Origin of the sequence: Xenorhabdus stockiae (assembly GCF_002632825.1) — a bacterium.
In the GTDB taxonomy this organism is placed as follows: Bacteria; Pseudomonadota; Gammaproteobacteria; order Enterobacterales; family Enterobacteriaceae; genus Xenorhabdus; species Xenorhabdus stockiae.
In genome coordinates this window covers 34290-59975 of the sequence record NZ_NJAJ01000019.1, presented here as the reverse complement: position 1 = coordinate 59975, position 25686 = coordinate 34290, and the positions used below count along the sequence as shown (strand labels likewise).

At 44.3% G+C, this 25686-nt stretch carries 23 protein-coding genes; 11 read left to right on the top strand and 12 right to left on the bottom strand.

Features of this window, described 5'->3' with window-relative positions:
- Positions 1 to 540: 540 nt before the first annotated feature.
- From leuA to mutH, 4 genes are all read left to right on the top strand, one after another.
- Positions 541 to 2118 (top strand): 2-isopropylmalate synthase, encoded by a 1578-nt coding sequence (leuA, locus tag Xsto_RS11365; protein ID WP_099125123.1) that lies wholly within the window; start codon positions 541 to 543, stop codon positions 2116 to 2118.
- Between the two features lie 2 nt (positions 2119 to 2120).
- The gene (gene leuB, locus Xsto_RS11360) at positions 2121 to 3239 is read left to right on the top strand and encodes a 3-isopropylmalate dehydrogenase (RefSeq protein WP_099125122.1); all 1119 of its coding nucleotides are present in this window, start codon (positions 2121 to 2123) and stop codon (positions 3237 to 3239) included.
- A 182-nt stretch (positions 3240 to 3421) separates the two neighbouring features.
- On the top strand, positions 3422 to 5083 hold the full coding sequence (gene sgrR, locus Xsto_RS11355) for an HTH-type transcriptional regulator SgrR (RefSeq protein ID WP_099125121.1): 1662 nt from the start codon (positions 3422 to 3424) through the stop codon (positions 5081 to 5083).
- A 589-nt stretch (positions 5084 to 5672) separates the two neighbouring features.
- Positions 5673 to 6362, top strand: coding sequence for a DNA mismatch repair endonuclease MutH (gene mutH / locus Xsto_RS11350; RefSeq protein ID WP_169926631.1), 690 nt, complete (start codon positions 5673 to 5675; stop codon positions 6360 to 6362).
- A 101-nt stretch (positions 6363 to 6463) separates the two neighbouring features.
- Here the strand turns inward: mutH and def are convergent, their stop codons facing one another.
- Positions 6464 to 6970 carry a peptide deformylase gene (gene def, locus Xsto_RS11345; RefSeq protein ID WP_099125119.1) on the bottom strand — a complete coding sequence of 169 codons (507 nt, stop codon included), beginning with the start codon at positions 6968 to 6970 and terminating at the stop codon, positions 6464 to 6466.
- A 47-nt stretch (positions 6971 to 7017) separates the two neighbouring features.
- On the bottom strand, positions 7018 to 7599 hold the full coding sequence (locus Xsto_RS11340; RefSeq protein WP_244590379.1) for a TetR/AcrR family transcriptional regulator: 582 nt from the start codon (positions 7597 to 7599) through the stop codon (positions 7018 to 7020).
- 94 nt (positions 7600 to 7693) lie between these two features.
- Between Xsto_RS11340 and Xsto_RS11335 the strand changes: the two genes are divergently transcribed.
- From Xsto_RS11335 to Xsto_RS11325, 3 genes are read left to right on the top strand one after another with little or no spacing between them, the layout of a single operon-like run.
- Entirely contained in the window at positions 7694 to 8917 is a 1224-nt protein-coding gene (locus Xsto_RS11335) for an MFS transporter (protein ID WP_141554504.1), read from the top strand.
- Between the two features lies 1 nt (position 8918).
- Positions 8919 to 9131, top strand: coding sequence for a hypothetical protein (locus Xsto_RS11330; protein WP_099109927.1), 213 nt, complete (start codon positions 8919 to 8921; stop codon positions 9129 to 9131).
- Positions 9128 to 10510 carry an amidase gene (locus Xsto_RS11325; RefSeq protein WP_099125117.1) on the top strand — a complete coding sequence of 461 codons (1383 nt, stop codon included), beginning with the start codon at positions 9128 to 9130 and terminating at the stop codon, positions 10508 to 10510. Before Xsto_RS11330 ends, Xsto_RS11325 begins: the two co-directional genes overlap by 4 nt.
- 197 nt (positions 10511 to 10707) lie before the next feature.
- Here the strand turns inward: Xsto_RS11325 and Xsto_RS11320 are convergent, their stop codons facing one another.
- Together Xsto_RS11320 and Xsto_RS11315 are read right to left on the bottom strand one after the other, a co-directional pair.
- A complete protein-coding gene (locus Xsto_RS11320) occupies positions 10708 to 11862 on the bottom strand; it encodes a trans-sulfuration enzyme family protein (protein ID WP_099125116.1) in 1155 nt (384 codons plus the stop codon).
- 20 nt (positions 11863 to 11882) lie between these two features.
- Positions 11883 to 13253, bottom strand: a complete 1371-nt coding sequence (locus Xsto_RS11315; protein ID WP_099125115.1) for a pyridoxal-phosphate dependent enzyme — start codon at positions 13251 to 13253, stop codon at positions 11883 to 11885.
- 415 nt (positions 13254 to 13668) lie between these two features.
- Here Xsto_RS11315 and Xsto_RS11310 point away from each other — a divergent pair, with 415 nt between their 5' ends.
- Positions 13669 to 14604 carry a lipase family protein gene (locus Xsto_RS11310; RefSeq protein WP_099125114.1) on the top strand — a complete coding sequence of 312 codons (936 nt, stop codon included), beginning with the start codon at positions 13669 to 13671 and terminating at the stop codon, positions 14602 to 14604.
- 53 nt (positions 14605 to 14657) lie between these two features.
- On the top strand, positions 14658 to 15149 hold the full coding sequence (locus Xsto_RS11305; protein WP_099125113.1) for a membrane-associated Zn-dependent protease 1: 492 nt from the start codon (positions 14658 to 14660) through the stop codon (positions 15147 to 15149).
- A gap of 159 nt (positions 15150 to 15308) precedes the next feature.
- Here Xsto_RS11305 and Xsto_RS11300 read toward each other — a convergent pair whose 3' ends face one another.
- The 4 genes from Xsto_RS11300 to galE form a co-directional block, all read right to left on the bottom strand.
- Positions 15309 to 16001 (bottom strand): O-methyltransferase, encoded by a 693-nt coding sequence (locus Xsto_RS11300; RefSeq protein WP_244590378.1) that lies wholly within the window; start codon positions 15999 to 16001, stop codon positions 15309 to 15311.
- 94 nt (positions 16002 to 16095) lie between these two features.
- Positions 16096 to 17259 carry a galactokinase gene (gene galK / locus Xsto_RS11295; protein WP_099125111.1) on the bottom strand — a complete coding sequence of 388 codons (1164 nt, stop codon included), beginning with the start codon at positions 17257 to 17259 and terminating at the stop codon, positions 16096 to 16098.
- A gap of 35 nt (positions 17260 to 17294) precedes the next feature.
- Positions 17295 to 18347, bottom strand: a complete 1053-nt coding sequence (locus Xsto_RS11290; protein ID WP_099109935.1) for a UDP-glucose--hexose-1-phosphate uridylyltransferase — start codon at positions 18345 to 18347, stop codon at positions 17295 to 17297.
- Positions 18348 to 18474: 127 nt separating this feature from the next.
- Positions 18475 to 19494, bottom strand: a complete 1020-nt coding sequence (gene galE, locus Xsto_RS11285) for a UDP-glucose 4-epimerase GalE (RefSeq protein ID WP_099125110.1) — start codon at positions 19492 to 19494, stop codon at positions 18475 to 18477.
- Positions 19495 to 19670: 176 nt separating this feature from the next.
- Here galE and Xsto_RS11280 point away from each other — a divergent pair, with 176 nt between their 5' ends.
- Positions 19671 to 20411 carry a 4'-phosphopantetheinyl transferase family protein gene (locus Xsto_RS11280; RefSeq protein WP_099109937.1) on the top strand — a complete coding sequence of 247 codons (741 nt, stop codon included), beginning with the start codon at positions 19671 to 19673 and terminating at the stop codon, positions 20409 to 20411.
- Between the two features lie 115 nt (positions 20412 to 20526).
- On the opposite strand, the gene Xsto_RS11275 is transcribed toward Xsto_RS11280, so the two are convergent.
- Both Xsto_RS11275 and Xsto_RS11270 read right to left on the bottom strand, forming a co-directional pair.
- Complete coding sequence (locus tag Xsto_RS11275) at positions 20527 to 21108, bottom strand: LeuD/DmdB family oxidoreductase small subunit (protein ID WP_228859330.1); 582 nt, start codon at positions 21106 to 21108, stop codon at positions 20527 to 20529.
- Positions 21105 to 22403, bottom strand: a complete 1299-nt coding sequence (locus tag Xsto_RS11270) for a 3-isopropylmalate dehydratase large subunit (RefSeq protein WP_099125109.1) — start codon at positions 22401 to 22403, stop codon at positions 21105 to 21107. The genes Xsto_RS11275 and Xsto_RS11270 overlap by 4 nt, the downstream gene beginning before the upstream one ends.
- A gap of 222 nt (positions 22404 to 22625) precedes the next feature.
- On the opposite strand from Xsto_RS11270, the gene Xsto_RS11265 reads away from it, so the two are divergent.
- Positions 22626 to 23537, top strand: coding sequence for a LysR family transcriptional regulator (locus tag Xsto_RS11265; protein ID WP_099109939.1), 912 nt, complete (start codon positions 22626 to 22628; stop codon positions 23535 to 23537).
- Here the strand turns inward: Xsto_RS11265 and Xsto_RS11260 are convergent.
- Both Xsto_RS11260 and Xsto_RS11255 read right to left on the bottom strand, forming a co-directional pair.
- Positions 23469 to 24083, bottom strand: coding sequence for a DUF3156 family protein (locus Xsto_RS11260; RefSeq protein ID WP_099109940.1), 615 nt, complete (start codon positions 24081 to 24083; stop codon positions 23469 to 23471). The two genes, Xsto_RS11265 and Xsto_RS11260, sit on opposite strands and share 69 nt — an antisense overlap.
- Entirely contained in the window at positions 24058 to 25551 is a 1494-nt protein-coding gene (locus Xsto_RS11255; RefSeq protein WP_099109941.1) for an APC family permease, read from the bottom strand. Before Xsto_RS11255 ends, Xsto_RS11260 begins: the two co-directional genes overlap by 26 nt.
- Between the last annotated feature and the right edge of the window lie 135 nt (positions 25552 to 25686).

The window sequence follows — 25686 nt, the reverse complement described above, 5'->3', positions numbered from 1 at the left end:
CGTTAATATATTTATATTTAATATAGTTATTGATTAGTAAGCCAAGAACACCATAGTGAGTATTCATTCTATCCCTGTCCCGTTAATAAACATCTTTGTAACATTATAAGCATTATATTTATTATCCATTAGGGCCGGATTTTACTTCATATATAGATATGAAAAATAGATAAAAACATCGTTAAAAATGTAAAAAATAGTCACTCTGGCTACGAAAAGGTCAAAAAAAATCCTATTAATGCACATTATTCATTCCCGGCCTAAATTTGTACTGCTTGACAATGTTTTTCAGATGACGTATCAATAATTATATCGAAACGGTAATACTCAATTAACAGATTTTCAAAGGTTGACTTACATGATTCACAATATTCGTCTACTAAGCCTACTACTAAACGCCTTTAATGTGCGCGGTATGCTGGTAGATTGAATTCAGAGTTAATCTTTACCAGAGATAAAAACCCGCGCTAACGCGGGTTTTTTTATACCTGCTCGGCGCCCTAAAAAAACTAAAACATGACAACTGACAGGAGCACAACTATGAGCCAGCAAGTTATTATTTTCGATACCACATTGCGAGATGGTGAACAGGCGTTACAGGCCAGCCTGAGTGTCAAAGAAAAACTGCAAATCGCTTATGCACTGGAAAGGCTGGGCGTTGATATTATCGAAGCGGGTTTCCCCGTTTCTTCCCCCGGCGATTTTGAATCAGTCCAGACTATCGCCCGCGAGATCAAAAACAGCCGTATCTGTGCCCTGTCCCGTTGTGTTGATAATGATATTGATGTTTCGTCGGAAGCTCTGAGTGTTGCAGAAGCTTTTCGCCTGCATATGGTGTTGGCGACTTCCAACCTGCATGTTGAACATAAATTAAAAAAAGGGTTTGATGATATCGTCGAAATGGCGGTTCGTTCCATCAAACGGGCGCGCAGGTATACCGATGATGTGGAATTCTCCTGTGAAGATGCAGGACGCTCAGATATCGATAACTTGTGCCGCATCGTCGAGCAGGCCATAAAAGCAGGCGCAACGACCATCAATATTCCTGATACCGTCGGTTATACAACGCCCTACCAATTTGGCGGTATTATTAAAACCTTATTTAATCGCGTACCTAATATTGATAAGGCAATTATTTCTGTTCATTGCCATGACGATTTGGGGATGTCAGTCGCTAACTCCATCACTGCCGTTCAGGCAGGCGCCAGACAAGTTGAAGGAACCATTAACGGACTGGGTGAACGTGCCGGAAACTGTTCACTGGAAGAAGTGATTATGGCGATAAAAACCCGCCAGCACATGTTGGGGGTTCATACCAATATTAACCATAAAGAAATTTATCGTACCAGCCAGTTAGTCAGTCAAATTTGTAATACTCCGATCCCGGCCCATAAAGCGGTTGTGGGCAGCAATGCTTTCGCCCATTCATCCGGCATTCATCAGGATGGTGTTCTGAAAAATCGTGAAACCTACGAAATTATGACACCGGATTCCATCGGCCTGAAAGATACCCAACTGAATCTGACTTCCCGCTCTGGCCGCTCTGCCGTAAAACATCGTATGACTGAAATGGGCTATCAGGAGAAAGATTATGATCTGGATGCCCTGTATGAAGCCTTCCTGAAACTGGCTGATAAAAAAGGTCAGGTCTTTGATTACGATCTGGAAGCGCTGGTGTTCATTAACCAGCAACAGCAGGAAGATGAGCACTATCGTCTGGATTATTTCAGTATTCAGTCCGGAACCAGCATAGTATCAACAGCAACAGTGCGTCTGGCTTGCGGTGATGAAATTAAATCTGAAGCAGCAACCGGAAACGGGACTGTCGATGCTATCTATCATGCTATGAACCGGATTACGGGCTATCCGATAAAATTACTTTCCTATCAATTATCCGGCAAAGGACATGGGAAGGACGCACTTGGTCAGGTCAATATTATCGTAGAGTGCTTTGGTCGCCGTTTTCATGGCGTGGGGTTAGCGACAGATGTGATTGAATCGTCTGCTAAAGCGATGATCCACGCGCTGAACAATATCTGGCAGGCAGAACAGGTCAAAAAAGAAAAACAACGCATACAAGACAATATTTCCAAAAGCACAACAAAGGAAACTAAATAACAATGTCTACCCACTCTATTACAAAACAACAGGAACCTGCTTACCATATTGCGGTGTTGCCCGGTGACGGTATTGGCCCGGAAGTCATGAAGCAAGCCTATAAAGTACTGGATGCTATTCGCCGTCGTTTTTCTATTCGCATCACAACCAGTGAATACGATGTTGGAGGGATTGCCATTGATCGGCATGGTTGTCCTTTACCCGAAGCCACTGTTGCTGGTTGTGAAAAAGCGGATGCGATTCTGTTTGGCTCTGTCGGTGGCCCTAAATGGGAGCATTTACCCCCGGCCAACCAGCCAGAACGCGGGGCATTATTACCACTGCGCAAGCACTTCAAGCTATTCAGTAACCTACGTCCGGCACACTTATATGCCAGTCTGGCGTCTTTTTGCCCGCTGCGTCATGATATTGCGGAAAAAGGTTTCGATATTTTATGTGTGCGTGAACTGACGGGCGGGATCTATTTTGGTCAGCCCAAAGGACGGGAAGGTGAAGGAAGATACGAACGCGCTTTCGACACGGAAGTCTACCATCGGTTTGAAATAGAAAGAATTGCCCGTATTGCTTTCGAATCGGCCCGCAAACGTCGCCATAAAGTGACTTCGATTGATAAAGCCAATGTTTTGCAAAGTTCTGTTCTGTGGCGTGAAATTGTCAGTGAAATTGCGAAAGAATATCCTGACGTTGAAATCAATCACATGTATATCGACAACGCCACAATGCAGCTCATCAAAGCACCTTCTCAGTTTGATGTACTGCTTTGCTCCAATATCTTTGGTGATATTCTGTCTGATGAATGTGCCATGATCACCGGTTCAATGGGCATGTTGCCTTCTGCCAGCCTGAATGAGAAAGGATTTGGTTTATATGAACCTGCCGGGGGCTCTGCTCCGGATATCGCAGGAAAAAATATAGCCAATCCAATCGCCCAGATCCTATCCACCGCTCTCTTGCTTCGTTACAGCATTAAACGTGATGATATTGCAGATGCCATTGAAACAGCAGTCAATACTGCACTGGAACAGGGTTATAGAACCGCTGATTTAGCGGGTAACGGAAAGGCAATCAGCACTGATGAAATGGGTGATATTATTGCTCAAAATATCATCAAACAAAACTAATCTGGTATAAAAGAAAATAGGCCAGTAAGTCGCCTTACTGGCTGGTAAAAATACCATTACTCAAAAAATCGGGAGTCAGTAAGTGATAACGTTCCACTTATAAATGACTTTAAATCTGACTTATTATCGGCTTAATATAAGGAAATAAAAATTGATGGAAAAATCAGTGGAGTTCCTCTTTTATGCCGAACCCTCGCCTGCAACAACAGTTCATCCAGTTATGGCAGCATTATCAGGGCGAAAATGCTGAAACCACACTCCAGATACTCGCTGATATCCTGCACTGTTCACGTCGCCATGTCCGTTCTCTATTAAATAATATGCAGCAGTCTGGCTGGTTACGCTGGCACGCTGAAGCCGGCAGAGGAAAACGTTCCCGGCTCCACTTTCTGCGCAGTGGACTACAACTCCAGCAACAGCGGGCAGAAAAACTATTCGAACAGGAAGACATTGAGGAACTGGTTCATTTAGTCGGTGACAAAAATACCGTGCGCCAAATGGTACTATCGCAACTGGAGCGCAATTTCAGGCAGGGCAAAAGCACACTACGCATTATTTACTATCGCCCATTTCCAAATTTATTACCCGGCACAGCACTCAGGCGTTCAGAAATTCACCTGATACGGCAAATTTTCAACGGATTAACCCGTATAAATGAGGAAAAAGAGGAAGTTGAAGGTGATCTGGCTCATCACTGGCAGCAAATGACAGAACATCATTGGCGTTTTTATCTGCGGCCAGCCATCTATTTCCACCACGGCAGAGAATTACAGGCAAAAGATATCATCAGCTCACTGGAGCATTTAAAATGCTTTCCGCTTTTTTCCCACATTGCAAAAATCACCTCTACTATTCCCTATACGGTAGATATCTTTCTTCATCAGCCTGACACTCGGTTTGACTTTCTGATGGGCAGCCCTCATGCCATGATCCTGCCAGAAGAATGGAAAAGCCTGCCCAACTTTGCTCAACGCCCAGTCGGAACCGGTCCTTATCAGGTCGTTACCAATAATAGCCATAAATTAAAAATTAAAGCATTTGATCACTATTTTGGTTTCAGAGCACTACTTGATGAAGTTAATATCTCGATTCATCCTGAATTGACAGAAAAACTGGTTTGTACAACTCTGCATCTGGGAAATGATGGCAACAATAACAATTCATTGGATAGCCGAATGGAAGAAGGCTGTTATTTCCTGTTAAGTGATCAACGCTCGGCAAAATGTGCAAGGCAGGAGGTGCGTGATTGGCTATGTAGTTTACTCACCCCGATTAATTTATTAGCACACTGTGATCCTTTCTATCAGCGCCATTGGTCACCAGCTTATGGGCTATTGCTACGCTGGCATCACAGCAAACTCCTCCCGCAACGCCAAAAACCGGAAGATATTACCAACCTGACAGTTACTTTTTATCAACAGCATCATGAGTACCATACTATCAGTAAAATCCTGCAAGTTATTCTGGCAAAGTATGGTGTTGAGCTGACTATCAATATTGTGGATTACGAAACATGGTTCAATGGCGATGCCGAAAGCGATGTCTGGTTAGCTACAGCCAATTTTTATAAGCCACTGGAGTTTTCACTGTTTGCAACTCTTTACGAAATACCCTTGCTGAAAAAATGTCTGAACAGCGATTTAAACATCGAGGTTTCTTTATGGCGACAGGATAAGCTGAATGTTGAAGAGTGGTGTGAAAAAATCGTTGATGAGCATAGGTTACACCCATTATTCCATCATTGGCTTGAATTACAGGGGCAAAGAAGCATGAGAGGGGTGAAAATGAATACTTTTGGATGGTTTGACTTTAAATCTGCATGGTTTACACCTCCGGAAGGATAATTCACAGAAAAAGCGAAAGTTATAAACAATTATAGTCTGACAATGATAATTTTATTCACTTTTTCTGTGGATATGTATGTGAAAAAGTCAGGGGTAATGCAGGTATAATTTTCTTTACCCCTTTCAATCGTCTGATAAGATTAAATAAATACCTATTATTTTTCATTATGTTAATGTTTATAACGTGCATTACCTCAACCTGTGCGGAACATCACAGTTTTCTATTTTTCTTACACTGCGCAAATATCAACCAATGGTGAATTTATCCACAGGATATGCCTTTTAGTTAAACAAATACATGCGGTTTTTGTAGAAAACCACCTTAGATAAGGCTGTAAATCAAACCAGTGATCGCAATTTTCATCACTTATCCCATAGTTCTGTGGATAACATGGTGTAAGATCCTGTTTATTATCACGGTGAATAGGTGAACAATCATAATGAGTTTATTTTTAATACGAAGAACACGAATTAAAATATCTTGTATATCATGTCATTATCTGGTTAATCCGTATACTAATAAACTCATAATGAAATTACACAATTATTGTGTTCATTTTTTAAACAAGGCTAAATATATCTTATAACCATGCAATTCACACCACCAGCACCACCAGAAAACGAACAACAACTCTTTAAGCGAGCCCAGTCTCTGGCCGGCTTAACGTTAGGAGAACTGGCTACCCAAGCCAGCATTCCCATACCGCCTAATCTGAAACGGGACAAAGGTTGGGTGGGCATGTTGCTTGAATATTATCTGGGCGCGAGTGCGGGAAGTAAGCCAGAACAAGATTTTGAGCATATTGGTGTTGAACTGAAAACAATTCCGGTGGACAGAAAAGGCACGCCGCTGGAAACCACTTTTGTCTGCGTTGCTCCTTTAACTGGCAACAGCGGCATCACATGGGAAAACTGCCATGTCAGGCGTAAGCTGTCTCGTGTTTTATGGGTGCCTGTTGAAGGAGAAAGAGAGATCCCGCTTGCTGAACGTCGTGTTGGTTCTCCGCTCCTCTGGAGTCCAAATCCGATTGAAGAAGAGTTATTAAGATGTGATTGGGAAGAATTGATGGATCTCATTGTGTTAGGCAAAGTTGAGAGTATTACAGCCCGTCATGGTGAAGTCTTGCAATTGCGCCCAAAAGCAGCAAACAGCCGGGCATTAACAGAAGCTATTGGTGAATATGGACAACCGATTATGACACTTCCCCGTGGTTTTTATTTAAAGAAAAGCCTTACCGCGCCATTATTAGCTCGTCACTTTTTCATAGGTTCTGATTAGTGTTACCACGTAAATTTCACTATTTTCTGCTCCCCCGCTTATTCCAGTCACCATAGCCATAGTGACTGGAGCATATTAAACTATATACTTACCATTTCTCGCTAATTTACTCTACTGTTCAAATATTTTTTCACTTTTTTTAGTGCCATTTGTCTTTTTAATGGCGATAAATAATCGATGAAAATAATACCGTGCAAATGGTCAATTTCATGCTGCATCACGATAGAAAGAAAATCTTCACTTTCCACTGTGATAGCCTGACCGTTTCGATCCAGCGCTTCTACTTTCACTTTTTCAAATCGTTCTACATCAGCATAATAACCGGGAATTGATAAGCAACCTTCCTGATTCACGACCCTACGTTCTTTTTCAACGATTTTAGGATTGATTAAAACCAGAGGCTGATTCCGCTCTGGTGAAATATCAATAACTAATACAGATTCTCTTCTTCCTACCTGAGGTGCGGCCAGCCCAATGCCATTATCCGTGTCATACATTGTTTCCAACATATCATCGACCAACGTTTGGATATCTTCAACATGAGCGACATCAACACATTTCTGTTTCAGTCTTTCATCAGGAATTGTGAGTATATCTAAAACAGCCATAACCATTCTCCTTTGTTCACGGAACGTTAAGAATAATATAACTCGCTTTACCTTGCTTCCAGCTGTTCGAAAAATGTGTGTATCTGTTCACTTGTAGGGGGATCATTTGCAAACAGGATGCGATACATTAACGGTGCAACAACACCCGAAATAATCAAATCAACAGACATGGGCTTTTCGCCTTTTTCCTGTGCTCGCTGACAGATTGCCTCTATTTGCTGGCGTATACATCCATCACACTTACCGGCATATTCATGGCCCGGCGTACCCAGTACATCTCTTAACATTGCCCGACCGGGTTCAGATGCCATCTCTTCAAAGTATTGCTCAAGCCATGTCAGAAGATCTGTTCGAAATGAACCTGTTTCAACAGGAGAGTGATCCGGCCGTAGCTCTTCAACTGCAACATCTGCCAGTAATTGTGACAAATCCCCCCAGCGGCGATAAATAGTTGATGGTGTCACACCTGCACGGGCAGCAATCGCGGGCACAGTCAATTCAGTACGGGAAAGTTCTTGTTGTAATTCCCGCACAGCCTGATGGACAGCCGCCTGCACGCGGGCACTACGACCACCGGGACGCGGTGCTGCTCTGTGAGTCATTTCTTTCTCTGCTCCTACTTCTGTCACTATTCACACAAATCCACTAAAGCAAAAAAATTGCGTTAGTGGAATAATTCTTGTAGCATCATTAAAGCTAACATTTTGCTTTTATGGAGTTGTTATGTCAAATAACACACCTGATTCTTGCCCACAATCTCATAACAATCGGATGTCTTACCAAGCCGCGACTGTACTTCACGCCATCACGTTAATGGCCTTCTTAGCGGCATCCAGTGCACCTACGCCACTCTATCGTATTTACCAGCATGAATGGGGGTTCAGCTCAACGCTACTGGCGGTAATTTTTGCCGCCTATGCACTAGCTTTGCTGCTGGCTTTATTGATAGCAGGGCGCTTATCAGATCATATCGGGCGACGACCGGTGATCAGTTTAGCCTTATTGTTACAAATCATATCCATGAGTACTTTTTTACTGGCCTCTGATCCCGCATGGCTGGTAGGTGCACGCATTATACAAGGGCTTGCAACCGGCTTGGCGACTGCTTCTGTAGGGGCTGCTCTGTTAGATATGAACAGAGAACGTGGGGCGCTGATTAACAGTATTGCACCGATGCTGGGTATGGCTGCCGGTGCATTAGGCAGTACCACATTGCTGGTATTTGCTCCCGGCCCACTCCACACCATATATGTTTTATTACTGATTGTGTTTTTGGTGGTATTCATTCTTACTCAGCTGGCTCCTGAAACTGTACAACGTCGTTCGGGAGCATGGGAAAGCCTACGCCCCCGCATTATGGTGCCCGTACAGGCCCGCAATGCGTTACGGGCAATTACTCCGGCTAATTTTGCTGTATGGATGATCGGTGGATTCTACTTATCTCTCATGCCATCACTGATTGTTGCAACAACTCACACAACATCACCGTGGATGGGAGGCCTTTCAGTCGCAGCATTAACGCTCAGTGGTGCGATTGCAATCATCGCCGCCCGTAAACTAACCTCTTTTATGACCCTGTTATCAGGTGAACTCGCTTTAGCAACAGGGTTATTACTGATCCTACTGGCTGCAAATCGGGAATATGTCATGCTATTGCTGATAGGCTCAGTTATCACTGGATTCGGCTTTGGAGCAACCTTTCTTGGTGCGATAAGAACCGTATTACCACTGGCTGAACCTCATGAAAGAGGCGGTCTGATGGGCGCTTTTTATATTGAAAGTTACCTTGCCAACAGTGTTCCTACAATTGCGATTGGTTATTTCGCCCATCAGTCTGGTTTGCTGGTTGCGGTCAATGTCTACGGAGCAGTCATCATAGCTCTGGTTTTACTGGCTATTCTACTGACAATATTGAATAAAAATATCTCAATACCGTTAAGGAAATAATATGAATATAACAGTACCTGATCCTTTATCTGCGGAAGAAACACAATTACTGGCAGCCAGTGTCGGCCTGATACTGGATGCAGAGCGAGCGCAATATATTGCAGGAGCACTGCATCATATCCGTACGGCAATCGCCCGATTAGATGAGCTGCCGATGGATGATGCTGATCTTCCGGCGCTGGCTTTCAATGCCGGAGGAGAAAGAAAAATATGATTGACCTGAAAAACCTGACTATTTCTCAAGCCAGTCAAGCGATTGCTGCACAGACATTATCTCCGGTAGAGCTGGTTGATGCCGCCCTTGCCAATATAAAAATAGCAGAGCCAGAGATTAATGCTTTTGTATCTGTCTGGGCGGAAGAGGCACGGGAACAGGCCAAACAGGCAGAACGTGAAATCAGTCAGAGAAAATATCGCGGGCCGTTACATGGGATCCCTCTGGCATTGAAAGACCTGTTCGATGTCGCCGGTAAACCGACCACAGCCAGCTCTAAAGTCCGAGCAGGACATATTGCCCAATCCAACAGTGCAGTAACGGATGCTTTACATCGTGCAGGTGCCATCTTACTGGGGAAAACCCATACTCACGAATTTGCATTTGGTGTAACTACGCCACAAACACGTAATCCTCTTGATACTCGTCGTATCGTTGGCGGCTCCAGTGGTGGTTCTGCTGCTGCGGTAGCCTACGGCGGAGTATTGGCAGCAATGGGAACAGATACCGGCGGTTCTATCAGAATACCGGCCGCACTGTGCGGAATTGTCGGCTTTAAACCGACCTATGGATTAGTTTCCTGTTATGGTGTTACGCCACTAGCATGGTCACTGGATCATGCCGGGCCGATGACCCGAACAGTTGAAGATGCCGGATTAATATTACAGGCATTAATGGGCTTTGATGAACGTGACCCGGCAAGCCGTCAGGCACCGAATACAAATTATGCGGATTTCTCTAAACAGGAAATTAAAGGATTACGGGTTGGCATTCCACAAAACTATTATTTTGATCAGGTTGCTGAATCAGTGAAAGCAGCTGTAAAACAGACCGCAGAACGCCTTAAACAGCAGGGAGCTGAAGTCACGACCTTCAACATACCTCTGGCAGATTACCTGATGCCAACCCAGTGGGGCATCACAGTGGCTGAGGCGGCTTCAATACATTCTCGTACTTTACGTAAGTCTGCATCACTGTATGGGGATGATGTGCGGACTTTCCTTGAAGCAGGCCAGTTGTTACCTGCCGGAGATTATCTGAAAGCACAACGGGCCAGACGGATAATATGCCAGCAGTGGAATACATTATTTAATGATATCGATATCTTACTCACGCCTACAGTCCCTGAGACAGCAGCGCTCGTCGGGCAGGAATCGTTTACTTGGTCTGACAATTCTCAGGAAACCATCATAAATGCCTATCTTCGCCTATGCACTCCTGCCAATATCACGGGGCTACCGGCCTTAACACTGCCTGTAGCGAAGGATAAACAAGGCCTGCCTATCGGTATACAAGTGATTGGCCGGGCAATGGATGATGCAACAGTACTACGAGTAGGCCATGCTATAGAAGTGGCGGGCAAAACTGAGTCTGTATAGAAATAAAAACATAAAAAAATGCCAACCCGAAAATTGGGCTGGCATATTATACACAATGAATTTCAAGATGCGTCCCGGCTGCAAGGGAGAAAACCCCCAGTCACATAGATAACCGTATGTTTATAAAAACGGTGACTGGGGTGAGCGAGCACAACCAACAAAGAGGCAACTTGAAAGACGACGTGTATATTTCAGCTTTACAGATTTGCTGCGCTAAGAGCCTGCGATAAATCGGCAATCAAATCATCGACATTCTCAATACCCACTGAAAGACGGATTAATTGTGGTGTAATGCCTGCCGCTAAACGTTTTTCCAACGGAATAGATGCATGAGTCATGGTAAATGGCTGACCAACCAGACTTTCCACGCCACCCAGACTTTCAGCCAGTGTGAATAGTTTCAGTGCTTTTATCATCCGATGAGTAGTATCATCATCCCCTTTCAGCACAATAGAAATCATGCCACCAGCACCTTTCATCTGACGCTTCGCCAGCTCATGCTGAGGATGAGAATCAAGACCAGGGTAAAAGACTTTTTCTATTTGTGGCTGCTGTTCCAGCCAGTGGGCAATTTTTTCTGCATTGCTGATATGTCTTTCCATACGCAGTGATAGTGTCCGTATACCACGCAAGACAAGGAAACTACTGAAAGGGTCAAGGATCCCACCAATTGAATTTTGCAGGAAAGCAAGCTGCTCAGCCAATTCAGCATTGTTTCCCACTACCGCAAGGCCAGCAACAACATCGGAATGACCATTCAGATATTTAGTTGCGGAATGAACAACAATATCAAACCCTAAATCCAGTGGGCGCTGGATATAAGGAGAAGCAAACGTATTATCTGCAACACTGATAATTTTATGGTGTTGTGCTACCTGAGCAATTGCGGCCAAATCTGCCAGTTTAAGCAATGGGTTGGTTGGCGTTTCCACCCAAATCATTTTTGTATCAGGTTGGATAGCCGCTTCCAGTGCCGCAGTATCTCCCGCTTCGACATAGGTGACACGCAATCCGGCAGTCCGGCGACGCACTTTTTCCAGTAACCGGTAAGTACCGCCATACAGATCATCCACAGCAACGATGTGGCTGTCTTTATCAAGTAATTCCAGAATCGTCGAACTGGCTGCTAAACCCGAGCCAAATGCATAACCCCGGCTGCCATTTTCCAGTTCAGCAATCGCCCGCTCCAGAGCATCCCGCGTGGGGTTACCACTACGGGAATACTCGTATCCCGTATGCTGACCCGGTGCAGGTTGCGCATAAGTGGATGTGGCATAGATTGCAGGCATTACAGCCCCTGTATGATCAGGGACATAGCCGGCGTGAACGCTTTTAGTATCAAATTTAGTCATTAAGTTATTCCTGAAATAGGTTAATTGAGTTGTTGACGCCATGCGTTCAGCACATCAGTACGGGTAACAAGGCCAATAAAGTTTTTATTATCATCAACAATCAGCGCCACATGACCCGCATCAAAGGTTGCAACCAGTTGCTCCAATGGTGCATTTTTATGGAGAGTCTTAACCTGGCTGGTCATGGCCTGACTGACTGATAAAGAGAAATTATGAGAATCAGCCTGAATGGCATTCATCAAGTCCCACTCATCAATAATGCCGACAATCTGGTCATTATCGAGTACAGGGAGTTGCGAAATGTCATACAACCGCATTCGCCCATGAGCAATCTGTAGGGTATCCTGTGGAGAAACAAAAACTGTCGCGCCATCCCGGTAGCGATATGTCACGTAATCACTTAAATCATTTTCTTTCTGCTGTGAACGCAGCCCTTGTTCCAGTAGCCAGTAGTCATTAAACATTTTGGATAAATATTTATTGCCACTATCACAAGCCAGAGTTACCACACGCTTTGGTGTTTTCTGTGCCCGGCAATAGCGTAATGCCGCAGACAATAACGTGCCTGAAGATGAACCAACAAGAACACCTTCCTGTAAAAGCAGCTCCCTTGCACAAGAAAATGCTTCGGCATCGGCGATCCGGTAAGCATGACTAATATTAGAGAAATCCCCCAGCGGTGGGATAAAATCCTCGCCAATCCCTTCAACGAACCAGCTTCCCGCCTCATCGTAATGGCCATATTCAACATAATCAGCAAGAATAGAGCCTTTAGGATCAGCAAGAATAAATCGGGTATCGGGAGAAACTTCCCGGAAATACTGGCTTAAACCGCCAAGCGTTCCGCCTGATCCCACACCAACAACAACAGCATCTACATCGTGTTCCATCTGCTGCCATATTTCAGGGCCGGTCGTTGTCATATGAGCCAGTGAATTAGATGCATTATTAAACTGATCAATGTAATACGCGCCACTGATTTCCTTCGACAGACGCAACGCATAATCCTGATAATATTCCGGATGCCCCTTACCCACATCAGAACGGGTCAGACGGACATCCGTTCCCAATGCTCTCAGGTGATATATTTTTTCCCTGCTCATCTTATCCGGTACAACCAGTATCAGCTTATAACCTTTCATGGCAGCAACCAGTGCTAACCCAATACCGGTATTACCAGCCGTTGCTTCAATGATAGTGCCACCGGGTTTCAGTAACCCCTGTTTTTCTGCCTGTTCAATCATTGAGAGTGCAACTCTGTCTTTAATAGAACCGCCCGGATTCTGGTTCTCTAGCTTAATAAAGAGTTGGCATGGGCCGGTATCCAGATGGGTCAGTTCCAGCAACGGTGTATTCCCGATCAACTCCAGAACCGAACGTGGTGCAGACATATTAGCCTCTTAATATTCAGTAATATTTGAAAGTAAGACTTATAGATCCGTGAAGAATAACGCCGTTAGACAATAGATTAAAAAGAACAAATCAAAACTACATATAACTAAAAGTAATTAATTAATTCGATATTGAACAATAGTAAGTACTTTCTAATACAGACTCTTAACTAAAATGTTATATCAATGACTCAAATTCTCAGAAATCCTGTCAGGATGATATACGCTTAAATTATCCTTTCTGTATTTTTTATGCTGATAAAATTTGATATTGCAGTACAACAAAAATGACAGATACACACAGCCAATAATAATATACCCGCTGAATTTCCAGTTGCGCCTCGGCGAATGAAAAGGAACGACACAGCTAAAAGGTCACCGGAAAAACGAGCGGTATCAAGAGGAGTTAATAATAATGTATAACAATATGTTAACCAAAGAAGCTCAACAGGCATCATTGATACTGTATGCAGCAGAGATGAACAGTCAGTATTACAATAATCCGACTCCCCCCGCAGACCCGCGTTTAGCAGAAGATGGCTGGGATTTAGTAGCTTATATTAGTGGTAATGACCTCTCTTTTTCCGTAAACCCCAAAAATAATCAGCAATTTTTAATTATGCTGCCTAACCATGTTTGTTATGGATATATTGCTAAGAATAAAAAAACGCCGGCAGAGTATGTCATTGTTATCAGGGGTACCGACAGCTCCAATCTGTTTGAAGCATTACATGATATCGTACCAGTCTTCACCTCACCGTGGGCTGATACTCCCCAACAAAAAGTCAGTATGGGATTTTATAGTGTTTATAATTCACTGAAACTGACTATTGTTGAGCCTGAATCGAAAGATAGTTACAGCCACCTCAGATTTCCCAATGCGGTTGCTCAATTCATCGGTATCAATACTGCATACACTATATTGGGTCATAGCCTTGGCGCAGTCATTGCGACCTATCTTATGAGAGATATTCCCTTGCTTGGCGATAAACACAAAGCGATCCTGTTTGCCAGCCCAAAAGCCGGTAACCATGAATTTATTAACTATATCGATAACCATTTTGCAAACTATGAAACATTCAGATATGAAAATGATCTGGTGCCTCATCTGCCTCCTGATATTCCATTCATACTGGAGTATGAATCCCTGACAAAATCAACGATCCTTAAAGCACCGGATGGCCTCAATATCACTGACAGTCTGAGATGCAACCATTATTTAACCAGTTATATCGCCCTGCTGGATCCTGAACAGTTCAAAAAACTGCTCAATGAACCTCAGGACGCAGACTCAGAAGATGTAAAAAAAACAGCAAAGTGTGTCTCTCTGACACCACCATCCAATCAGTAATATAGGCAATTCACTGAGCCAGAATACAATCATTCAGTAAAGGAGGAGAGACAATGAAACGGGGAAGTTACTCATACAGAATGTTATTGATATTAATGATAAGTGGCTTTTTCAGCCCGGTACTGTGGGCACAAGGGGAAGCTCACCTGTTATTCCACATGGGATTGGGAGCAAAAGGACAATTCTTCGTCGGGGGAACAATGCAAAATCAGGGAGATGAGCCTGTGGCTGGTGGATATCTGGCAATTTTACCCCTTAATACAACCTGCGACCCGCAATCACTCATTGTGTATTCATTTGATTCACTGGCACCGGGAGAAAAAAAGGAATTCCGTATTCCTGTGGATGCCCCATTCAGTAGTTACCATCTGACCGGTTTCGGAGCCTATGATGATATGGGGTTTTCACTTCCTACTGTAGATGAAACGGCGAGAGTGATTAAAGATCGTGAATCAAATGAACGTAAGGCATGCCAGTCAGCAAGGGAAGCCAAAGTAATTAATGGACCAAATAAAGAGGAAAAAATCCATAAAATCCGGAGTTGAAGAAGTGCCAGCGACCAATGGATTTCAGGTTGCTTCTTTAAGACAGCCTGAAAGACGACAGGTAAAATTCTCGGTAGATCTCTGGCTGAAATACGCCTGACGGTGCCACCAGCAGGGATCTACCAAAGGGAATGTAACAAGGGGATTACCCTGCCCGAATTAATTCACGTCATCATTTATCCGTAACAATGCAAATCCATCCCAGCCTTTTTCCCCCACCGTCTGCAAAGCAGTTACGGTGATTTCCGGACGATTAAGTATCTTATCCAGTGTCTGATGAATACCTTCAGCGAACTCATCACGCTGCTCATGGATAACTGCACCGCCACGAACGACATTATCCATGATGATAATACTGCCCGGACGACCCAGTTTAATTGCCCAATCGAGATAAATCTGGCTACTCCGTTTATCAGCATCAATAAAAATCAGATCGAAAGGTGCTCTTTCACTCAACGTTGGTAAAGTCTCATTGGCATCTCCCTCGATAACTTCAATCTTATGAGTGAGTTGAGCTAATTCGATATTACGCCGTGCAATCTGTACCATTTTGGGATTTTTTTCCAGCGTGATGAGTAAACCATCATCGGGTAATGCTTTGGCCATATATTGAGCACTATAGCCACCTAACGTGCCGATTTCGAGAATGCGTTTTGCTCCGCTGATCTGAACCATCATCATCAAAAACTGCCCTTGCAGGGCGGAAACATCAATGGCAGGTAATCCCTGACTGGCGTTATATTCAAGGGTTTGTTCGAGATGAGATACAGGATGTAACAGGCTCTTCTTTAGATAACTATCAACTGATGACCATTGTTGTTGTAATTCTTCGTATTGCAGATTGCTATTCAAGACAACACTCCTCTTTATAAAAAAATAAGACAAATGTTTACTCATGCCCAGATTCAACCTGAATATAAGTTAACCAAAAATAAAAGCCAGCCATTTATGCCTGATTTATCAACTGGCTTGCCCCCCTGCTTGCCTGACAAATGTAAATAGACGCTTGCAGGCCAGTTTTTATCTGGTATTCACTTTCGATGGCCTGTCTCACATCGCTCTCCAAATCAGAGGGAAGCAATACAACGATACAGCCGCCAAAACCACCACCTGTCATACGGACACCTCCCCGATCTCCAATAACATTTTTCACAATCTCCACCAACACATCTATTTCATGGACGGTAATTTCAAAATCGTCACGCATAGAGAAGTGAGATTCAGCCATAAGCTGGCTGAGGCGGGATAAGTCTCCTGACCTTAAAGCAGCAACAGCAGCCTGAGTCCGGGCATTTTCAGTAATAACGTGGCGGGCTCGTTTGGCAAGCACAGCATCCAATTGTTTCTGCTTCGCATTGAAATCATGAATAGAGACATCGCGCAATGCCCGGACACCGAGAATTCGGGCAGCTGCTTCGCACTGCTGACGCCGCATATTGTATTCGCTGTCTACAAGACCGCGCTGCCGATTGGAATTAATAATCATCACAGTGATATTTTCCGGCATCGGAACAGCCTGTATTTCAAGGGTGCGGCAATCAATCAGCAAAGCGTGACCTTCTTCGCCGCAGGCTGAAATAAGTTGATCCATGACACCGGATTTACAACCTACAAATTGATTTTCGGCCTGCTGACCATTAACGGCAATCAACTTCCGATTAATGCCGAGCTGATAAAGCACGTTGATGGTCAGGCCGATAACCACTTCCAGCGATGCCGAAGAGCTGAGACCCGCCCCCTGTGGGATATTCCCGCTTATTGCGATATCCATTCCACCAAATGAGTAACCATGTTGGATCAACATCACCACCACACCGCGGATATAATTCGCCCACATTTTATCCTGATGAAAAGGGATCGGCTTAGAGAGATCGAATTCATCACGATCATTTTGATAATCAACAGCAATCACCCGGATCAGCGTATCATCGCGTTTGGCAGCAGCAGCTACCGTCTGATAATCAATCGCACAGGGTAAGACAAACCCCTCGTTATAGTCGGTATGTTCGCCAATTAAATTCACCCGTCCGGGAGCCTGAAAAAAATGAGTCGGTGAAGAGTGAAAAACTACATTAAAAGATTCAGTGACTTTTTGAATTAATGCCTTCATCACCGCGCTCCTCGTAAAATGCTGTATCAGGGATTTCAACTCCTGAAATGAACATCACTGACATCCCGCAGCCGTTGTGCAGCCTGTTCCGGTGTCAGATCGCGCTGGGATTCAGCCAGCATCTCATAACCCACTAAAAATTTACGGATAGTTGCAGAACGCAATAATGGCGGATAAAACAACGCATGTAACTGCCAGTGCTCAATATCGGCCTGTTTATTGGTAAAAAAAGGAGCGAAATGCCAGCCCATAGAATAAGGAAAGGAGCATTGGAACAGGTTATCGTATCGGCTGGTCAGTTTTTTCATCGCAACGGCCAGGTCTTCACGCTGCACTTCTGTCAGTTCATTCATACGCCGGATAGGGCTTTTCGGCAACAACATTGTTTCAAACGGCCACACCGCCCAATAAGGCACAACAGCCAGCCAGTATTTGGTATCCACGACTGTGCGCACACCGTTTTTCTGTTCAGCTCTGGCATAATCCAGTAATAAATTAGCGCCATGCTGATCATAATATTGCCTCAGTAACTCATCTTTGCGAACCAGCTCATTAGGCAGAAAATCACTGGCCCATATTTGTCCGTGTGGATGAGGCTGGGAACACCCCATCATCTCCCCTTTATTCTCAAATACCTGAACCCAGATATAGCGTTGTCCAAGTTCTTCTATTTGACTGTTCCAGACATCAATAATACGGCGGATATTTGTCAGAGATAATTCAGGAAAGGTTTTACTGTGGTTTGGTGAAAAGCAGATAACGCAGCAGGTTCCTCTTGCCGGTTGACTTATAAACAGCGGATCGTCAGTAGTGGCGACAACAGGAGTTTCCGGCAATAAGGCTGAATAATCGTTCTGAAATACGTAGATATCCTGATAATCAGGATTAATATCCCCTGAGGCACGCGTGTTATTCGGGCATAGAGCACACTGTTTATCGTAAACTGGAGATACAGGAGGCTGTAATGGTTTCTCTACCTCAATCCACGGTCGTTTCAGCCTATGTGGTGAGATAATTACCCACTGCCCTGTTAAAGGGTTATAGCGCCTGTGTGGATAATCAGCCTGATTAAATTGCATTTTTGACATAACCTAAATGCTCATTCAGGTGTCAATCCCTGTACTCATGAACGGTACATGAATCGATGGGCATAAATACCTTTATGCCCGTGTAGCTGCTATGTCTGTATGATGCGATTAAAGCACCAAGTGCGTATTATCCTGCTTTATAACCATTAGGATTTTGAGACTGCCAGCGCCATGCATCTTCGGTCATTTCCACAATAGTGCGGCTTGCTTTCCAGCCCAGTTCGCGCTCAGCTTTTTCAGGACTTGACCAGCATTCTGCAATATCGCCCGGGCGACGAGGGCAAATTTCATAAGGAACCGGTTTACCACATGCCTGACCGAATGCGGCCACCATATCCAGTACGCTTGTACCTGTTCCTGTTCCCAAGTTATAGATATGCAGACCAGATTTTTTACCGACTGCATTCAGTGCCGCAATATGACCATCAGCCAGATCCATCACATGGATATAATCGCGGACGCCTGTTCCATCCGGAGTAGGATAATCATCGCCATAAACAGACAGTTTTTCTCGACGACCTACCGCTACCTGAGCAATATATGGCATTAAATTATTAGGAATGCCCTGAGGATCTTCTCCCATCGTACCTGATGGATGTGCGCCTACCGGATTGAAATAACGTAATAATACGACTGACCAGTCACTTTCCGCATGATGGAAATCAGACAGGCAGCGCTCAACCATATATTTACTTGTACCGTAAGGATTGGTGGTATTACCTACCGCAGACTGTTCAGTAATCGGAACAATTTCAGGATCGCCATATACCGTTGCCGATGAGCTGAAAATAATGCTTTTTACTCCTGCTTTGTGCATGCTGCGCACTAACACTAATGTACCGTTGACATTATTATCATAATATTCAAGGGGTTTTTCGACTGATTCGCCAACCGCTTTCAGACCGGCAAAGTGGATAACGGACGCTATAGAGTGACGGGAAAAAACAGAATCAAGGAAGGCTTCATCACGAATATCCCCCTGATAAAATAGTGGCCTGATACCCGTCAGCGCTTCAATGCGGGCCAGAACTTCCTGACTGGCATTACACAGGTTATCGACAATAATCGGCGTCATCCCTGCTTCAATCATCTGGACGCAGGTATGGCTACCAATATATCCCATCCCACCTGTCACTAATATTTCCACATTTACCTCTTTTTTAAATTGGACTGAATCAAACAGTTATTCAACCAATAAGATACGCCCTGTTTTCAGATCCCTGTTCTTATTGGTCGAAGTACAGTATAAAAAGAGTTAACCATTTAGTGAACTAAAACTAAATGTGGCAAAATTGTCTTTATCCACATTTCCGATGAACAATAATGAAAGAAATTACTTTTACCCCTGTACAGACAACTGCCATCAATGACCCCTTTTTCACTGCGATACAAAAGGGCTTACTATCAGGGCATCCAGATATCCAGATTATGTTGGCTTATTTCACTCAAGGCAGCTATCGGGATGATTTATTTACTGAGTATGGCGTGACCTACCCTGAACGATTGCGAAATGCTGTCACTAAACGTCGGGCGGAATATCTGGCTGCCCGTTACTGTGCCTGTAATATATTAAATAACATGGGATACCCTGAATTTCAGGTGGAATCAGCTCAGGATCGTTCTCCTATCTGGCCTGAAAGAATTTGTGGCTCAATCTCTCACTCAACCAACTGCGCTGTTGTTTTCGCGGCTTCAAGTGATAAATATCAATGGGTGGGGATTGATATCGAAAAAGAGATAAAACAGGAAACTATTGATAGTGTTTCAGCCAGTATTATCAATGAAACTGAGAAAGAATTACTGGCAAAATCTCCGCTTACTTTTATTCAGGCATTCACACTTGCCTTTTCCATCAAGGAAAGTCTTTATAAAGCGCTTTACCCCCATGTGAAGCAATTTTTTGATTTCCATGCGGCAGAAATTGTGGAAGTTGACTGTATTCATCACACTGTGACCATAAAATTGCTGAAAACACTCACTGATGATTATCAGGCCGGATCTCTGTTTCACGGAAATTTTGTTCTGATGCCGCAACAACAGTTATTGACCTATATCGTTGGATGAAGAAAGCCGAAACAAATATGCCAGCTTATAATCTGCTGGCATATTTTCTGGATTTCCAGTTGCTTCACGGCGGTAAAAGAGCAACAAAGAGGCAATTTGAAAGACGACGGGTATATTATTTTATCCGGCCGGTTGCCCGCGCATAAGAGAACAGCCCACCAGCAGCAACAATATTAGCCAGTTCTCCGACAGGATCGGTCGGGTATTTTTCACCGCTTTTCAGTATCGTTACGGTCTGATTTTCAATATCGATCTCAATGCTGTCACCGGTCACTAAGCTGTCACACAAGCGTTCCTGTGCGGCGACAGGCAATAATTCACCAGTAGAGACACAATTGCGGAAAAATATCCGGGCATAAGACTGTGCCAGAATGGCTTTTACACCCGAAGCGCCCAGTGCCACGACGGCATGTTCACGGGAAGAACCACAGCCAAAATTCTGCCCGGCAACGATAATCGGATATTTCGCCTTACCTTTTTCTTCATCGATAAAAGGCAGCGACCCTTCAGGTAATCCACACATCGCCAGTGACGCTAATTGAGCATAACCTTCAGGTGACGAGGGATTTACCTTGATATATTCCCCGGCCAGAATCTGGTCAGTATCAATATTATCCTCCAGAACATAAACCTGACCACGAATGATATTTTCCTTATGTTCATTTAAAACAGCATCATTCATAACGACATCACTCATAAAAATTCTCCCGGATTAGTGATCTGGCCAGTAATTGCTGCCGCAGCAACAGAGTACGGTGAAGCAAGGTAAATATTAGCGCGCTTATGCCCCATTCTTCCGACGAAATTACGGTTAGTCGTGGATATCACGGATATCGGATCATTAACGCGACCAAAAGTATCCAATGGGCCTCCACAACAGGCAGCACAACCCGCTTCAGCAGAAAGTTTCACTCCCGCATCCGTTAAAATCTGATAAACAGAAACGCCCTCAATCTGGGTTGTGATGGTTTTATGGAATACTTCTTTTGTTGCTGGTACCGCGTAAGTCGGAATTTTAACCTTATGGCCTTTTATAATACGGGCAGCGGCGATGAAATCTTCAATCTTGCCGCCGGTACAGGAACCGATATAGGCCTGAGAAATAGCAACATTGGCAACTTTTTCAATGGAAACCACATTATCCGGAGAATGCGGTTTGGCTATCTTCGGCTGCATATCCGATACATCAATATTTAATACACGGGTATATTGGGCGTCTTCATCCGGGTAAACAATCTCAAACGGCACCTCATTCCGCTCTGCCAGATAATCAAGCGTTGCCTGATTCGGTACCATAATGCCATTTTTGGCACCGCACTCGACGACCATATTACAAATCGTCATACGCTCTTCGACAGATAATTCATCAATGACATTGCCACCGAATTCAATCGCCTGATAGGTCGCGCCATCTACTGTCAGTTCTGACAATACCGCCAGGATCATATCCTTAGCCAGAACATGAGCTGGCTTCGTGCCGGTAAAATTCACACGAATGGTACTCGGAACTTTCAGCGGAATTTCTCCCGTTCCTATGGCATAAGCAGCATCAGTAATCCCCAGTCCAATCGCGAATGTTCCGAATGCGCCGGCGGTAACAGTATGAGAATCCGTCCCCAATAAAACTTCTCCGGGGCGAGTATGGCCTCCCTCCGCCAATCCGATATGACAAACACCTTTATAATTGGGGGTTCCGACATCATAGAAATACTTAACATTCTGTTCTGCGGCAAATTCACGCATTACCCGTATATTCTGGTTAGCCTGCGGATCAGCAGAGTAAACAAAATGGTCTGGGATCATAATAAAACGGGTCGGATCCCAGATCTTGGCATCCTGACCAAACTCTTTTTTAAATACGCTGGCAACGCCGGGGGCACAGGGATCATGGGACATCAGGATATCCACTTTTGCCCAAACCACTTCGCCCGGTGTGACCTGTTTACGCCCACTCGCCCGAGCGAGAATCTTTTGTGTCATAGTTTGGTTCATCTCACATTGCCCTCCAGAATATTTAGACATGCTGAAAAAGAACAGCTTGTTATTGTTATAAAATAATTACTCTTTATCGCAGCAAAATGCCACCGTTCGGCTCACTGTTTCTGTCATGGAACAGTCGTTCGTTAAATGAAAAATTTCTACAGAAAATAAAGCCCTTCTGAACAGAACCTGTGATATGTTATCGTTTTTCGGAGTAAATCATCAGGTTACTTTATGAATAATATTGAGAATCTCAGCTCAATGGTGATCTTTGCCCGTGTCGTAGAGACATTGAGCTTTACCGAAGCGGCAAAATCATTAAGGCTTTCTAAGTCTTCCGTCAGTCGTGAAATCGCACAGTTAGAAATCAGGCTCGGTACTCAGTTACTCAACCGAACCACACGCAAGATTCAGGTGACAGAAGTCGGAATGAGCTATTACCAATATTGTCAGCGTATTCTGAATGAAGCCAAAAATGCCGAACGTTTTATCCGTAATTTCCATGAAGAACCGATGGGAAGCCTGCGCCTGATTGCACCGGTATCTTTCGGCAGTCAATGCATTGTTCCGGCCCTGAACAATTTTGTTGCCGGAAATATCCATGTCAGCGTCGATCTGGAACTGACCGACAGGATCATTAACATGGAAAAAGATCAATGTGATATCGCCATTGTGGTAGGCCGTGAAACACCAGACCATCCACTTGTGATGCCCCTGATTGATATCACCTGGGGGCTTTACGCTACTCCGGACTATCTCAGCCAGTTTCCGACTATAGAGAGGCCAGAAGATCTTCCCCGTTATGATTATCTGCTGTTTCGCGGCCCTGCTCATACTATCTCCCTTCCGTTTCAGAAAGAGAGAAATAAATTTGATATTGAAGTGCGCAGCCGTTTTCGCATTAATAATAGTGTAGCATTAATGAGTTCGGCGCTGGCTGGAGCGGGTATTGCTTACCTACCGGACTATATCACCCATGAATCCGTCACCGCCGGAAAACTGATAAGGCTTCTGCCCGAATGGGACATGGATATCTATCAATCCTGGGTCCTGTTTAAATCTGAAGAAACGCTCTCTTCACGTGTACGGCTTTTTGCCAATACCTTGCAGCATAAGCTGATGGATCAGATGCAACGTACTGAGTAAACGATGACGCTGCTCTGATGTTAAACGCAGATAACGGCGGGTCGCCGGAAACCGGCTGACAATTTCAGAAGCAGCAAAATGTTCAATTTCGCAACACCATTTTCCTTCCGTGATTTGCAGGCTGCATGACCGGAAATCCAGTTCCTCTAACGTCTGTCGAATCACAGGATATTGCGCCAATTGTTCAATCAATTTGAGTCCATCTTCCTGTTTTGAACAGAATCTCACCCGCTTTTTACGCAGGCTACCTCCCGTCTTTACCTGTATATCGGCATTCAAAGGTTGATCTATCACACCGGAAACAGAAAAACGCGTATAAACGATGAATGCCATAAACAACTTTTTCACCCTTTCGCTGACACATATTGCCAACTGGTCTTCTGGTCTGACGATCAGCTCTCCCGGCTCCGTCCTTTCACAATCATAAGGCTGGAGATCACGCTCCAGCCGATTAAGAGTCAGGCCTGCCTGATAGTCGGCAGGCAAGCGCTGTTGATTGATCTTTTGCCAGAAAGAAGATTTAGCGGAGGCTGCGTAATGGCTCAAGTTTAATCTCCTTCAATTCAGTTTCAGAGAACGTTTTAGACAGTACGTCTTCCACCTCGACAGGCTTAAATGGATTAACTTTCTGAACAAATATCGTCCATACCAGTGCATAGGCCGCTGTTAAACCAAGCATTATCATAAACGGAATATAAACATCCGCTTTATCCATGCCCGGAGGCGTAATGTAAATAAGAGCGATGACAATTCCCACACCGGAAATAATCTGCGGTAAAGGGAAAAACGGTGATTTATAGGCACGATGCAGGTCAGGACGACGGATACGTAGCAGGATGACAGAAATTGTGACTAACAGATAAGCCGTTCCCCAAGAACAAACCGCAGCCAATACCAGCGGCATAATGCGATTCAAATCGCCCTGAATGGCAAAAGCATGGATACAGGGGATCAAAACAGCCACTAAAATACCAAATACGGGCGTTTTAAATCTTGGGTGCAGGTAGATGAAAATACGGGGTAAAGTACCGTCAAGTGCCATCCCGTATAAAATACGGGGAACAGCAGCCATCAGCGTATTAATCGTTGCCGCTCCCGCCAGCAGCAGGCCAAAACCAATCCAGTATTTACCAAAATCCCCCATGACCTGACCGGCAAAAGCCGGAATTGCCATCGGAGTTTCCAGTAACCTGACATTATTTGCTGGGTCAACAATGACGTTTTCCACCTGATGTGTCATCGCAGCACCGTACATAAACATACAGAACGCGACACCACACAATCCGATTGCCATTGCACGAGGGATGACTGTTGCTGAATTTTTAATTTCTGGTGCCATTGGCGTCACCAGCTCACAGCCCATAAACATAAACATCGCCATGCCGATCAAACTTAATATCACGGTCGGTTCAGCAATATTCAGCGGCTCACCAAACCAGCCATCAACTGAAGTGTGAAATGGCATAAGCAGGCCACACAAACTAAAGATCACTAACGTACTCCACATGGCAAACGTCAGTACAATCTCCACTCTACTGAATGCCTCGATCCCAAACGCATTAAGTAGACCAAAGGTAATCACTAGCCCTACTCCAACCATCCAGGACGCATTATTGCTCTCCATCACGGTATTGAGGCTTTCAAAATTCACCAATGCCATAATGCCGGAAAGAATGGTTTCCGCAGTACCGGCAAAAACATGCACGATTAAATAGGCAGAAAGTGCTCCGGTTATTGCCCAGAAACGTCCCATACCACAAGAAATATAATCATATACTGAGCCGGAAGTAGGCAAAATCGCGGCAGCTTCAGCAAACGTTGTTAACTGAGCCTGCATCACAATAAAGCTGAGAAACACAGCCAGAGCGAATGTATCACCCCCTATTCCGAACCCGCTGGTGACGGTTAAAATAACCGGACTTGCCATAATCACACCAACAGAACTGGCAAGTGTCGTCGGAAAACCGACTTTACCCTTCTCAATATGTGAGATTAACTTTGAGGACATATTCATTTTTCTTCCCCCTTTTACCCTGAGATACAGTCGGTTTAATTGTGAATTTTTTGTAAACGAACGGTGACTGTGATTTAACTATAGGGATAAGGGGAAAAGTGTTGCCATCATTCTAAAGAACGATACCCAAAAGGG